The organism is Cupriavidus sp. 22TCCZM04-2, assembly GCF_057798895.1.
The window spans coordinates 58,911-72,391 of the sequence record NZ_JBYOJS010000012.1; the positions used below are offsets into that span (position 1 = coordinate 58,911).

Genomic DNA, 13,481 nt, shown 5'->3' on the forward strand with positions numbered 1-13,481 from the left:
GCAGGCACCGGTCGACCGCGCAGTCTAGCGGCGCAATGTGACAGTACCGCTACGCTTTCCCTGGTGAAGGGCGGGGTTCAGGTCCCCATGGCCGGGTCGGACACGCTGTCGGCACCGGTTTCCAGGCGTCCGGCGAAGCGCCGCGAGAACCCGCCCTGGGCCGTGCTCACGGTGAAGTCGTACCAGTTACCCTGCAATCCCACGGGCCAGTGCTGCTCAAGCTGCTTGCCTGCGGGGATCTCGTAAGTCCACGGGCCGTCCGTGCGGTAGGCGTTGGGCTGGACGGTGAAGGTGCAGGGGCCGCTGCCGGTGTTGATCAGCGTCAGGTAGACCGCGGCGTTGGCGATGTCGTAGCAGACCCGGATCTCCGGCGCGCTGGCATACGGGGCCGAGACGGTGCTCACATCGCCGCTGAAAGCACGGTGGAAGCCGTTGGGGCCAAGCACCCACAGGTCGTACTTGCCGCTGTCGCTGGCAAAGGCATCCCAGCTGCCGTCCAGCTCCTTGCCGGGCTCGACCAGGTAGCGGCGCGGCACGCGGTCCAGGTGCAGGCGGTCATACACATGGAAGACCGCGGCCTGCTTGCCGGTGTTGCTGAACAGCAGCCACACCAGCCGACCGGCGGCATCCTCGCGGGCACTGACATGCAGTTCATACGGCAAGGCGCGCGAGGGGCGCGTGCCTGTTGCCTGCGCGGCCATCTGCTGCGCCGTCGCGGAGGGCAGCGGCACCTGCGCCAGTGCGCCCTGGGCATTGCGGATGGCGTCGGCGCCGGCCTTGTCGCGGCTCGGCAAGGACGGCAGTGCGGCAGAGTTGGGGCTGACGAAGTTGAACGCAGACGTCAGGTCGCCGGCCACGGCACGCCGGTAGGCCGTGACGTTGGTTTCCCTGACGCCGAAGCGGGCTTCCAGGAAGTGCAGCACCGACGTATGGTCGAACACCTGCGAATTGACCCAGCCGCCGCGGCTCCATGGCGAGACCACGTACATCGGCACGCGCGGCCCGGGGCCGTAGGGTTTCTGGTCGACGTGGTATTCGCCCTCCGTGGCAACCGTCGAGGCACCGGCAAGCACGCCGTTCTCATAGGCCGGCGCGCATGGCGGCGGCACATGGTCGAAGAAGCCGTCGTTCTCGTCGAAGTTGATCAGCAGGACCGTCTTGCTCCAGACCTCGGGGTTCGCCGTCAGCGCGTTCAGGACTTCCTGCGTGTACCAGGCCCCTTGCACCGGGCTGGAAGGCCCGGGATGCTCGGAGTAGTTGGCCGGGGCGACGATCCACGTCACCTGCGGCAGCTTGCCGGCCGCGACATCGTCGCGCAGGGCCTGCAGGAAGCCGCCGTCGGGCATCGTGTTGGAGATGCCCTTGATCAGCGGATTGATGGCGTCGTCACTGCTGGCATAGGCGGGGTAGGGGCTGCCGTTGGCCGCATTGCCGCGCGCGAGGTTGGCATCGCGATACTGCTTGAAGCCTGCCAGCGGGTTGTCGGTGAAGTTGTCCGGCATGTTCTGGTAGACCTTCCAGCTCACGCCGGCAGCTTCCAGCCGTTCCGGATAGGTTGTCCAGGTGTAGGGCGTATTGGAGCCCGTGAACGAGTCGCCGCTGTTGTCGATGACCGGCCCGCCGTGCGTGCCGCTCGGGTCGTTGGTGCCGGTCCAGTGGAACAGGCGGTTGGGGTTGGTGCCGCCATGGAAGCCGCAGTGGTAGGCGTCGCAGATAGTGAAGGCATTGGCCAGCGCGAACTGGAAGTCCAGCTCGGCTTCGGTGTAATAGCCCATCGACTGCGTATTCTTGTAGGTCGGCCACTTGTTCATGCGGCCCAGGTCCCACGCGTTCTGCGCATCGGGGTAGGTATGCGGGGTGCCGCTGACGCGCTGAGCGTTGCCGGCGGTGCTGTCCAGGTGATACGGCAGGACCGTGCGCGTGGTGCTGCCGACGTAGGTCTGCTGCCAGACATTGAGACCGCCCGCGAGCGGGATCGGGAAGCGGTCACCGAAGCCGCGCACGCCGCGCAGCGTGCCGAAGTAGTTGTCGAACGAGCGGTTTTCCTGCATCAGGATCACGACGTGCTCGACGTCGCGGATCGTGCCCGTGGCATTGTTGGCCGGGATGGCCAGCGCACGGCGGATCGCAGGCGGGAAGGCAGCCAGCGCGGCGGTGGCCGCGGCGCTGGTGCCGGCAAGCTTGAGGAAACTGCGTCTGCTTCTGCTGTTGGCGGTCATGTCGTTCTGTAGCCGGATAGGTTCACGATGGTCGGCGGGCTTGCGTTCGCTCAAGGCGCGCAGCGGATGGCAGGCTTGACGGCAGGCGGCTGGTTGATGCCGTTGTCGCCGCCGCTCGGCGTCTGCGAGCCAGCGGTCGGTGTTTGCGTGCCGTTTGCGGTGTTGTCATCGCTGCCGCCGCAGGCGGACAGCGCCGCGCACATCAGCAGGGCGGCCATCCAGTGCGGACGCGTGGCTGCGCGCAGGATTCGGTTCATGATGGGGTTCTCCGGGATGCTTGGGCCGTGGATGGAGCGGGTCATGGGTTGAGGCTGGACAGCGGCTGGCGCGACGCAGTGATGGACTTCAGTTCGTCCAGGGTCAGCACCCGCGTCCACATTGCGAGGTCGTTGAAGGCCATCACGCCCTTGAGCGATCCGGCGTTGTTTGCCACATAGTTGTGAGTGGCATCGTCATTGAGTCCCCAAGTCTTGGTGGCCAGGCCGTTGAGCTTGGTAACGTCGGTCGACGCGATGGCCTTGTTCTGGACCTTCTGCAGGCCCAGCACGGGGTCGATGATGTAGCCGCTGAACGTCTTGGCCACGGTATCGACGGACAGGGCGAGGTACGCCCACTGGTTGGCGGACACCTTCATGCCGTTGATGTCGTCGCGCTTGCCGCCGCTGCCGATGTTGAAGCGGACCTCGCAACTGCCGAACAGGCCGAAGGCGATGCCGGCATTCGCGCCCGAGGTGTAGTTCTTGTTGGAGAGGATGGGCTCGCCGGTGCCGTTGCCCTGCGTGCAATCGGTGCGGAACCAGAAGCCGATGGTGAACTGCGGGCTGAGCGCGATGTCTGCACCGTTCTGCACGAGCTGGTAGGCATCGACGTTGGAATCGACACGCAATCCCCTGGCGCCGAAGTTGTCGTCGACAAGCGAGCCGCCGTCCGTGCCCGGTACCCACGGGCCGAGCGTTGCGCTGGCCTTGGCGTCGACGGCAGGCTTGCTGTCCAGGCTGAAGTAGGTGGCCAGGTTGTTGCGCAGCGTGGTGGCCAGCGGTACTGGCTTCACGTAATTGATCTGGGCCAGGTAGGACACCGGCACGCCGTTGCGCACCAGCGTGTAGTTGAAGCGGTACAGGCCGGTGGGCAGGTCGAAGGCGTTGTCGACGTATTGCGTGGCGCCGGCCGGCAGGCGGGCGACCTGCACGCCGTCGCGCAGCACGAGCGTTTCACCGGCTGAGGCCGAGGCGTTCTGCCAGGTCAGCTCGATCGAATCGTTGTAGCGGCCCACCGCCATGCGGATACCGCGTACGCCTGCGCCGGTGCCGTTCAGCGGCATGCCGTCGAAGCGGTTGGCGCTGGCATCGATGGCAATGCCGGCGTGCCCAAGCAACGTCGGGGCAATGTCGGCCTCGGTCGGCAGTGCCGACAGGTCGGCGGGCGTGACGGGTGCCGCGCTGCCGGAACTGGCCAGGGCCGGGTTCAGCGGCTTGTTCATCGCGATGAAGGCGGTGCGGTTCTCGACGGTCGGAACCGACGTGGTGGCGCCGGTGGCGTCGAGCCCGTGGCTGGTGGTGACCATCACGAGCCAGTCCTCGTTCGGCTGCGTCTTGCGGCGCTCTGCCACGGCAGCGAGCAACTGGCCCAGCGCCTGGTCGAAGCCGGCCAGCGCCGTGGCGTAGCTGCCCGCGCCGAAGCCGTCGGACTCGGCCGCGAGTGCTGGCGCGCTGTACTGCGCGAACACCAGCCCGTAGCCGGACTGCACCAGCTTCACGCTGTTCTGCGTCACGCACCTGTCGGCGCCGGCGCAGTCAACCAGCGTATCCATGGCGCCGGCATCGCGTTCGCCAGTCAGCAAGGGCGACACCACGGCCGAGCTGATCGCGCCGCCAAGCTGCGTGCCGGCCTTGGCGCCGGTACGGAAGTAGCGGAAAACGCTCGGCGCCTGGGGAGCAACCGTGCCGGTGTCGTCCGTCACGCCGTGGCGGTTGGCCCAGCTGCCGGTGAGTACCGTGGCCCAGCTGGGCGCATCCAGCGTCGGCTGCGCGGTGATGGTGCCCGGCATGCCGCCGGTGGCGGCGGGGACCAGGTTCAGCTGCGCCAGGTTGGGCAGCTCGCGGCGCAGGATGGCGCCTTGCACCTGTTCATACGTGGCGCCGTCAACGCCGATCATCAGCACCTTGCTGGTTGCCGGCGCCGCCGGATTGGGCGTGTTGCCCGAATCGGCGGGTTCGGCGGCCGGCGCTTGCGTGCCGTCGCCCCCGCATGCGGCCAGCGTGGCGGCCGCAATGCCCGCCATGGCCAGGCTGAGGGCTTGCCTGCGACGCCCCGGCCGAGCAAGAATCCATGCCATGCTCTACTCCCCTGTCTGATCGCTTGTTATGCGCGGGGCATGCCCCGCGGGATGCAGGCAGAGTAAAAGCAGGCGTTGTCACCGTAGTGACAGGGAGGCAAAGAATCCTGATGGCGGCATTCGGATTCTTGCAGGCATTGCAGACAAAGCCGCGCAGCGGATCAGCGGTGGAAGCCGGCCCCGGCCATAAGCAGCCGCAGCAGCCAGGCCGCGGCGCCGAGCGCGGCCACGCTGGCGACCCAGATCAGCACCAGCCAGCCGACGCGCCTGAGCCAGAGCGGTATCCGGACCAGGTACGTGGCCATCAGTGGTACCCCTCACCGTGACGTACCTTGCCGCGGAACACGTAGTAAGCCCACACCGTGTACATCAGGATGAACGGGATGATGAACAGCGCGCCCACCAGCGCAAAGCCCTGGCTCTGCGGCGGCGCGGCGGCATCCCAGATCGAGATGCCGGGCGGGATGATGTTCGGCCAGACACTGATGGCAAGGCCCGTATAGCCCAGGAACACCAGGCCCAGCGCGTACAGGAACGGTGCGATATGGTGCGACTGGCGCAGCGAACGCATCAGCCCCAACACGCACAGCACCACCAGCAGCGGCACCGGCGAGAACCACACCAGGTTCGGCACGCGGAACCAGCGTTCGGCAATGCCGGGATGCGTAAGCGGGGTCCACACACTGATGATCGCGATGACGGCCAGCAGCAGCCAGCCCAGCGTGCCGGCCAGCCGCACCATGCGCTGCTGCAGGCCGCCTTCGGTCTTCATGATCAGCCATGTGCTGCCGAGCACCGTGTAGGCCACGACCACGCCCACGCCACAGAACAGCGGGAAGGGCGCCAGCCAGTCCAGCGGACCACCGGCAAAGCGGTGGCCTTCCATGCGGATGCCGTCGATATACGCGCCCAGCGCCACGCCCTGGAAGAACGATGCGGTGAGCGAGCCGCCGATGAAGGCCGCATCCCATACCGGCCGCTCGCGGTCATTGGCCTTGAAGCGGAACTCGAACGCCACGCCGCGGAAGATCAGGCCCAGCAGCATCAGCATGAGCGGCAGGTAGAGCGCGCTCAGCACCACGGCATAGGCCAGCGGGAACGCTGCCAGCAGGGCCGCGCCACCGAGGACCAGCCAGGTCTCGTTGCCATCCCAGACCGGGGCGACGGTGTTCATCATGACATCGCGGTCATGACGATCCGGCATGAACGGAAACAGCATGCCGATGCCCAGGTCGAAGCCGTCCATGACGACATACATCATCACGCCGAAGAAGATGATGAGGATCCAGAGAAGGGAAAGGTCGATGCCCATGGTGTCAGCTCCTGCTGCGAGCGGGTTGGTTGGGCGCCATCACATCGTCGTCCTCGACGGCCGAAAGCGGGCGTGCGGGGGTATGTTCGCGGCCCGGGCCGCCGTGGCGTTCCTGCGAGCCCTCGTCGATCACCGGGCCCTTGCGCACCAGTCGCAGCATGTAGGCAATGCCTACGCCGAACACGAAGAAGTAGGACACCACGAACAGGCCCAGCGTCAGCGCGAGTTCAGGCACGTTGTGCGGCGTGACGGCATCGGCGGTGCGCTGCAGGCCGTAGACGACCCACGGCTGGCGCCCGATCTCGGTGGTGAACCAGCCCGCCAGGATCGCGACCAGTCCCGCCGGCCCCATCCACAGCGCCACGTGCAGGAACGGCCTTGACTGGAACAGCCGCTTGCCGCGTCTCAGCCACAGGCTCCACAGGCCCAGCAGGATCATCAGCACGCCCAGCCCGACCATCACGCGGAATGACCAGAACAGGATGGTGGAGTTGGGCCGGTCCTGCGGCGCGAATTCCTTCAGGCCCTTGATCTGTCCGTCGAGACTGTGCGTGAGGATCAGGCTGCCCAGGCGCGGAATGCCCACGGCAAAGCGGGTTTCCTCACGCACCATGTCGGGCCAGCCGAACAGCAGCAGCGGGAAACCCTGCTCGCCGTGGCTTTCCCAATGGCCTTCCATCGCGGCAATCTTGGCCGGCTGGTGCTTGAGCGTGTTGATGCCATGCATGTCGCCGATCACGGCCTGGATCGGCGCAACGATCAGCAGCATCCACATCGCCATCGACAGCATCTTGCGGATGGCGGGGTTGTCGCGGCCACGCAGCAGGTGCCACGCCCCTGATGCGCCGACGAACAGTGCCGTGGCGAGGAAGGCTGCCACGCTCATATGCACCAGGCGGTAGGGGAACGACGGGTTGAAGATGACCTGGAACCAGTCGGTCGGCACGACACGGCCATTGATGATTTCGTAGCCCTGCGGGGTTTGCATCCAGCTGTTGGAGGCCAGGATCCAGGTCGCCGAGATCAGCGTGCCCAGCGCGACCATGACGGTCGCGAAGAAATGCAGCCCGGGCCCGACGCGGTTCCAGCCGAAAAGCATGACGCCAAGGAAACCGGCCTCGAGGAAGAACGCGGTCAGCACTTCATAGGTCAGCAACGGGCCGGTGATGCTGCCCGCGAACTCGGAGAAAAAGCTCCAGTTGGTGCCGAACTGGTACGCCATGACGAGTCCCGACACCACGCCCATGCCGAAATTGACCGCGAAGATCTTCGACCAGAAGTGGTACAGGTCGCGGTAGACCGGTCGCTGCGTACGCAGCCAGCAGCCCTCGAGCACCGCGAGATACGCGGCCAGGCCGATGGTGATGGCCGGAAAGATGATGTGGAAGGAAATGGTGAAGCCGAACTGGATACGGGCGAGTTCGAGCCCGGTGAAGCCAAACATGTCTTGTTCTCCGTGGCGCTGGCCCTTTGCACGTCGTCGGCTGCACCGTCATGCCCGTCAGGCGTGGCGATTGGCCGACAGCGCGCCAGGGGCGCGGGCCGTTGGCGCGTGCGGTGAGCGTAGTGTACGCCGCATGCGCCGCCATGTGCCGGCAAGGGCGCCGGACGCCGGGCGACATATCGTCGCAGGACGGCTCCGCGCCTTTGCCGCACGGTTCGATGCTAAGCGTGCGTGCGCCCGGAAAACAGAAGCAATGGATGCGAAAAAGACCGTATCAGATGCAGGCCGTGACAACGCGCGACAAAAAGGGCATATTCGTCAACTTTCCGCTTTCGGCCGATCGCTGCCCGCATGGACTTCACCCTGATCATTGTCATCCTTGGCGCAGCCGTTGCCGGCTTCGTGCAGGGCCTTTCAGGGTTCGCCTTCGGCATGGTCGCCATGTCCTTCTGGGCCTGGACCATCGAGCCACGCATGGCGTCGGCCATGACGGTATTCGGCGCGCTGACCGGGCAGCTTCTGTCAGCGTTTTCGGTCCGGCGCGGCCTGTCGCTGCGCCGCTTGTGGCCGTTCGTGGCGGGTGGGTTGGTCGGCATTCCTCTTGGCGTGGCGATCTTGCCGGCGTTGAATGCCCAGCTGTTCAAGGCCGTGTTCGGTGCCTTCCTGACGCTGTGGTGCCCCGTTATGCTGATGGCGCAGCGCTTGCCGGCAATTACCCACGGCGGGCGACTGGCAGATGGCGTGGCTGGAGCGGCGGGTGGAGTGATGGGCGGGATCGGCGGCTTTACCGGCGTAATTCCCACGCTGTGGTGCACCCTGCGCGGATTCGACAAGGATGAGCAGCGCGCGGTGATCCAGAACTTCAACCTGGCCACGCTGGCGGTGACCATGGCCACCTATGTCGGCAAGGGCATCGTCACGCGCGACATGCTGCCGATGTTCCTGGTGGTGGCGCCGGCGATGCTGATTCCGTCGCTGCTAGGCGCCCGGGTGTACCTGGGCATCAGCGAGGCCGCATTCCGCAAGATCGTGCTGACACTGCTGACGGCGTCAGGCGTGGTCCTGCTGGGCTCCTCGCTGACGCTGCTGCTGGCCCGGCCCTGACCCGGTCAGTCCGGGGCAGGGCACCGTTCTCAGGCGATGTGGTGGACCCAGCCGAAGGTGTCGGCTTCCTTGCCGCGCTGGATGCCGGTCAGCAGCGAACGGATGCGGCGCGTGACTTCGCCTTCGCCGCCGTCGCCGATCGTGAATTCGCCACCGGCATGGCGCACGGTGCCGATGGCGGTGACCACGGCCGCGGTGCCGCATGCGAAGGTTTCCTTGACGCGGCCGCTCTTGGCATCAGCCTGCCATGCTTCGAACGCGTACGGGGTTTCGGAAACCTTGAGGCCTTCGCGGCGAGCCAGTTCGATGATCGACGCGCGCGTGATGCCGGGCAGGATCGTGCCGGACAGCGGCGGGGTCTGCAGCGAGCCGTCGTCCATGACGAGGAACACGTTCATGCCGCCGAGTTCCTCGATCCAGCGGTGTTCCGCGGCGTCCAGGAAAACGACTTGGTCGCAGCCTTTCTGCGAGGCTTCGGTCTGAGCGATCAGGCTGGCGGCATAGTTGCCGCCGCACTTCGCCGCGCCGGTGCCGCCGGGCGCCGCACGCGTGTACTGGTCCGATACCCACACCGTGACGGCCGACTTGCCGCCCTTGAAGTACGGGCCGACCGGGCACGCGATCACGCAGAACACATACTCGGCCGCGGCACGCACGCCAAGGAAGGTCTCGTTGGCGAACATGAACGGACGCAGGTACAGGCTGCCGTCGCCGCCGGGAATCCAGTCGCGGTCGATGTCCACTAGCGCCTCCACGGCGCGCAGGAAATCGGCTTCCGGCAAGTCGGCCATCGACATGCGGGCGGCCGAGGCGCGAAAACGCTTGGCGTTTTCCTGCGGGCGGAACAGCGAGATCTTGCCGTCCGCGCCGCGGTAAGCCTTCATGCCTTCGAAGATTTCCTGCGCGTAGTGCAGGACGGCGCAGGCCGGGTCGATCTGGAACGGACGGCGCGCTTCCACCTTGGCGTCATGCCAGCCACGGCCTTCGGTCCAGCGGATCGTGACCATGTGGTCGGTGAATACGCGTCCGAAGGCGGGGTCGACCAGCGCGGCCGCGATCTTGTCGGCTGGCGTGGGATTGGGGTGACGTTCCACGGTGAACTGCAATTGGTTGTCAGCGCTCATGTTTCTGTGTCTCTTCGTCTTCGGATGGAGATTCCGGATTTCCGATGCAATGCGTGCAAGATAGAGTCCCGGGTTCAGGCGAAAAAGCGGCGATAACGACGCATAACCGACCTCTCGTCCGGGAACAGGGAGAAGTGTAACTCGATGGTGCGGTGCAGCATCGAGTCGATTGGGCCTGATGCGCGTGGTCTTGCGCGCATCGGAGCGGCAAGGATCAGGACTTTGGCTTCTGTTGCCGCGCCGTGACTGCATCGGCCAGCATGTCGAGGACTGCGACGGAGTCTTCCCATCCGATGCAGGCGTCGGTAATGCTCTGGCCGTAGGTCAGTTCGCTCGGGTTGTGCTGACCCGGCGTGAACTTTTGCGCGCCCGGGACCAGGTTGCTCTCGACCATCACGCCAAAGACCGAGCGGCTGCCGCCGCTGACCTGTTGCGCCACGTCGCGCGCGACGTCGACCTGGCGCTGGTGCTGCTTGCTGCTGTTGGCGTGGCTGCAATCGACCATCAGGCGCCGGTCAAGGCCGGCCGCTTCGAGTTCCCTGCAGGCCGCTTCCACGGAGTCGGCGTCATAGTTCGGGATTTTCCCCCCGCGCAGAATGACATGGCAGTCCGGATTGCCGCGCGTGTGTACCGTCGCGACCTGCCCGTTCTTGTGCACCCCAAGGAAATGGTGCGGACGCGAGCCGGCCTGGATTGCGTCGATCGCGATCTTGATATTGCCGTCGGTACCATTCTTGAAGCCGATCGGCGCCGAGGTGCCCGATGCCAGTTCACGGTGGATCTGGCTTTCCGTGGTGCGCGCGCCGATGGCGCCCCAGCTGATCAGGTCACCGATGTATTGAGGCGAGATCACGTCCAGGAACTCGCCCGCCGCCGGCAGGCCGAGTCGATTGATGTCGACCAGGAGATGGCGTGCCATGCGGAGTCCCTCGTCGATGCGGTAGCTTTCGTCAAGATACGGGTCGTTGATCAGGCCTTTCCAGCCGACCGTGGTACGGGGCTTTTCAAAGTACACCCGCATCACGATTTCCAGCGTCGCGGCGTGGCGAACGCGCTGCGCCATCAACCGCTGCGCGTAGTCGAGCGCGGCGCGCGGGTCGTGGATGGAGCAAGGCCCCATGATGACGAGCAGGCGGTCATCCTCGCCGTGCAGGATGCGGGAAATGCGTTGCCGCGTGGTGGTGACCAGCGATTCAACCGGCGTACCGTTGATGGGAAAGAACCGGATCAGGTGTTCAGGCGGCGGCAACGGGATGATATCGTCGACGCGGGCGTCGTCCGATACGCTGGTGCGGTCCGAGGGCCTTGGCCAGCCCTCGGCCGTGCTGTGAGTAGAGGTCTGCGGATCTTGCATGGCGTGCGCTCGATGATCGGGGCAAAGCGGTATGGTAGCCCTAGTGGCCGGTCTGCCGGAAGGCATGGGCCATGCAAGCGTCAATCGGCTGGTGTCAGCCGCCGCTGCAGCCACAGCCGCCCCCGCCGCCGCCACAGGAGCCCCCGGCTGCCTGTTCGGCCTTGAAGGGGTGGACGACAAAATCGATCACCACAGCCTCCTGATCGCGCTGGACGTACTCGATCTGAATCTGGTTGCGGTAGCGCTGGCGCAGTTGTTCCAGCAGTGGCTGCGGGTCGTGGTCGTTGACGAAGCGCATGGTTTCCCCGTCGCCCAGGGATTCCAGCGCGCCGAAGATGGCGGCATGGCGGAAGCGCTTCGAAATGCCCCTGGCGTCGAACAGGAAGGGCATGTGGGCCGTGCTCATGGTCATTCCTCGCTGATTGGCTAAGGCGTAGCAGCTTACCGGGGCGCTGCCCGCTGCATTTGACCTGGCGCAACGATTCACGACACGCCGCCGGATGGCTTCAACGCCGCCGCTGCGCGCCGCAGGTAGTCGATCATCTGCACCGCGCTGCTGGTCAGGGGGCGTTCGCGCAAGGTCATGACGCCAACCGGCGGCAGTTCGACCGGCACCTCCATGGCGAGGATCCGCACGCGGCCCTCGGCCTCGAGCGCCTGCGCGGCGGAACGCGCCATGAAGCCCGCGGCATCGCGTTCGACGGCAAAGGTGGCCAGCGCAAGGTAGGACGACGATTCGATCACGTCCTCCGGCGGATGCAGACCGTGCTGGTGGAAAGCCTGCTCGATCTTGACCCGCAGCGAGGCCCACGGCGGCGGCAGCACGCACGGCACCTCCGCCAGGTCGCGCCAGCCCGCGCTGGCCTTGCGCGTGAGCCGGTGCCCGCGCCTGACCACGGCCACCATGGGATCGGCATACAAGGCTTCGGCCAGCAGGTCGGGCGCGGCGTAGCCAGGTTCCAGCCGGCCCACGATCAGGTCCAGTTCGCTCAGGCGCAGCTTGGGCAGCAGGTGGGGCAGGTCGCCTTCCTCGATCAGCACGGTGGCGCGCGGCGAGCGCTGCTTGAGCATGCCAACCGCGCGCGCCAGCAAGGCCGGCAGCGCCGCCCCCATCGAGCCGATGCGGATGCGCCCCGACGCACCGCTTTCCACGGCCGCGATTTCGTCGCGCGTCTGCTCGTATTGCGCCAGCACCGAGCGCGCAAACCGCACCAGCGATTCGCCGGCCGCGGTCGGTTCGGTGCCCCGCGTGGAGCGCGTGAACAGTGCCATGCCTAGCATCTTCTCGACCTCGGTCAGCACCCGCGAAACGGCCGGCTGGCTGACGGACAGGAATTCCGCCGTGCGGCCCAGGTGCCGGAATTCGTCGAGCGCCACTAGCAGTTGCAGGTGGCGTAACTTGATGTTGGAGCGCAGCGCGCGATCGATGTTGGCCATGCCCGAGTCTACATAACGATTATGTTATGAAGCAATGCCAGTTTGTGATTGGATTGTTATGTTTGTCGGGAACACAATGCACGGCACAGCGCGGTCGGACCCTCCGCCGCATAACAACCGAGACACCCCACATGACCCAAGGACTCCCCTTCAATCCGAAGCGTCGTCAGCTGCTCGTCGGCGGTGCGGCGGCCGCTGCCGCGGGTACGGCCGGCATGCTGCTGCCCGGCGCGGCGCAGGCTGCCGCGGCGGAGTATCCCGAGCGTCCGATCACGTTCATCTGCCCGTGGCCCGTTGGCGGGACCGCGGACCAGTCGATGCGTGCCCTGTGCCAGGTGGCATCCGGCATCATGAAACAGTCGATCGTGGTCGAGAACCGCGCGGGCGCGTCCGGCATGATCGGCACCAAGGCACTGGCGCGGGCCAATCCTGACGGCTACACCATCGGCCAGATTCCGATCTCGGTCACGCGCTTCTCGCAGCTCGGCATGCTGCAGCTCGATCCGCGCACCGAGCTGACCTACCTGGCGCGGACGTCCGGGCAGACCTTCGGCATTGCCGTGCCGGTCAACTCGCGCTTCAAGACCATGCAGGACGTGGTGGCGGCGGCCAGGGCCAATCCGGGCCGGATCACCTATGCCCATGCAGGCATCGGCGGCGCCACGCATGTGGGCATGGAGCAGTTCGCGCTGGCGGCCGGCGTGAAGTTCAACGCCATTGCCTACAAGGGCGGTGCCGCGGCGCTGCAGGATGTGCTGGCCGGACAGGTCGACCTGCTGGCCGATTCCAGTTCGTGGGCCCCGCATGTCGAGGCCGGCAAGCTGCGCTTGCTGTCCACCTGGGGCGAGCAGCGCGCCACGCGCTTCAAGGACACGCCGACGCTGAAGGAACTGGGCTACGACGTGGTGGTGGAGGCGCCGAACGGTATCGGCGCGCCGAAGGGGTTGCCGCCTGCCGTGGAAAAGAAGCTGCGCGACGCCTTCCGTGCCGCGGTCGCGAGCACCGAGTTCCACAATGTGGCGGCGCGCCTGGACGCGCCCGTGATGTATCTCGATGGCCCCGACTACAAGAAGTACGTGGCAACGGTCTACGCCCAGGAAACCCGGCTCATCCAGAAGCTGAGGCTCAAGGAACTGCTGAAGCAAGGTTGAT

11 protein-coding genes and 1 pseudogene are annotated in these 13,481 nt (G+C 66.2%); 2 read left to right on the plus strand and 10 right to left on the minus strand.

Annotation, left to right across the window (positions count from 1 at the left end; translation table 11 throughout):
• Window positions 1-77: 77 nt before the first annotated feature.
• The 6 genes from AC3FKG_RS18315 to AC3FKG_RS18340 form a co-directional block, all read right to left on the minus strand.
• Entirely contained in the window at window positions 78-2,219 is a 2,142-nt protein-coding gene (locus AC3FKG_RS18315; RefSeq protein WP_488743793.1) for a phosphocholine-specific phospholipase C, read from the minus strand.
• Window positions 2,220-2,269: 50 nt separating this feature from the next.
• Window positions 2,270-2,476 carry a hypothetical protein gene (locus AC3FKG_RS18320; protein ID WP_483714207.1) on the minus strand — a complete coding sequence of 69 codons (207 nt, stop codon included), beginning with the start codon at window positions 2,474-2,476 and terminating at the stop codon, window positions 2,270-2,272.
• A gap of 41 nt (window positions 2,477-2,517) precedes the next feature.
• Window positions 2,518-4,554: an alkaline phosphatase family protein gene (locus AC3FKG_RS18325; RefSeq protein ID WP_488743794.1), complete on the minus strand. Its 2,037-nt coding sequence runs from the start codon at window positions 4,552-4,554 to the stop codon at window positions 2,518-2,520.
• A 161-nt stretch (window positions 4,555-4,715) separates the two neighbouring features.
• Window positions 4,716-4,859: a DUF2474 family protein gene (locus AC3FKG_RS18330; RefSeq protein ID WP_488743795.1), complete on the minus strand. Its 144-nt coding sequence runs from the start codon at window positions 4,857-4,859 to the stop codon at window positions 4,716-4,718.
• Window positions 4,859-5,866, minus strand: a complete 1,008-nt coding sequence (gene cydB / locus AC3FKG_RS18335; RefSeq protein ID WP_488743796.1) for a cytochrome d ubiquinol oxidase subunit II — start codon at window positions 5,864-5,866, stop codon at window positions 4,859-4,861. The genes AC3FKG_RS18330 and cydB overlap by 1 nt, the downstream gene beginning before the upstream one ends.
• A gap of 4 nt (window positions 5,867-5,870) precedes the next feature.
• The gene (locus AC3FKG_RS18340; RefSeq protein ID WP_488743797.1) at window positions 5,871-7,310 is read right to left on the minus strand and encodes a cytochrome ubiquinol oxidase subunit I; all 1,440 of its coding nucleotides are present in this window, start codon (window positions 7,308-7,310) and stop codon (window positions 5,871-5,873) included.
• 351 nt (window positions 7,311-7,661) lie between these two features.
• Between AC3FKG_RS18340 and AC3FKG_RS18345 the strand changes: the two genes are divergently transcribed.
• Window positions 7,662-8,414: a sulfite exporter TauE/SafE family protein gene (locus AC3FKG_RS18345; RefSeq protein ID WP_488743798.1), complete on the plus strand. Its 753-nt coding sequence runs from the start codon at window positions 7,662-7,664 to the stop codon at window positions 8,412-8,414.
• Between the two features lie 29 nt (window positions 8,415-8,443).
• On the opposite strand, the gene AC3FKG_RS18350 is transcribed toward AC3FKG_RS18345, so the two are convergent.
• The 4 genes and pseudogenes from AC3FKG_RS18350 to AC3FKG_RS18365 form a co-directional block, all read right to left on the minus strand.
• On the minus strand, window positions 8,444-9,538 hold the full coding sequence (locus AC3FKG_RS18350) for a branched-chain amino acid aminotransferase (RefSeq protein WP_488743799.1): 1,095 nt from the start codon (window positions 9,536-9,538) through the stop codon (window positions 8,444-8,446).
• A 214-nt stretch (window positions 9,539-9,752) separates the two neighbouring features.
• On the minus strand, window positions 9,753-10,892 hold the full coding sequence (locus tag AC3FKG_RS18355; RefSeq protein ID WP_488743800.1) for a 3-deoxy-7-phosphoheptulonate synthase: 1,140 nt from the start codon (window positions 10,890-10,892) through the stop codon (window positions 9,753-9,755).
• A gap of 172 nt (window positions 10,893-11,064) precedes the next feature.
• Window positions 11,065-11,298, minus strand: a pseudogene (locus AC3FKG_RS18360) (DUF2249 domain-containing protein); the annotation flags it as partial.
• Window positions 11,299-11,375: 77 nt separating this feature from the next.
• A complete protein-coding gene (locus tag AC3FKG_RS18365) occupies window positions 11,376-12,329 on the minus strand; it encodes a LysR substrate-binding domain-containing protein (RefSeq protein WP_488743801.1) in 954 nt (317 codons plus the stop codon).
• A gap of 131 nt (window positions 12,330-12,460) precedes the next feature.
• Here AC3FKG_RS18365 and AC3FKG_RS18370 point away from each other — a divergent pair, with 131 nt between their 5' ends.
• A complete protein-coding gene (locus AC3FKG_RS18370) occupies window positions 12,461-13,480 on the plus strand; it encodes a tripartite tricarboxylate transporter substrate binding protein (protein ID WP_488743802.1) in 1,020 nt (339 codons plus the stop codon).
• The last annotated feature ends 1 nt before the right edge of the window (window position 13,481 follow it).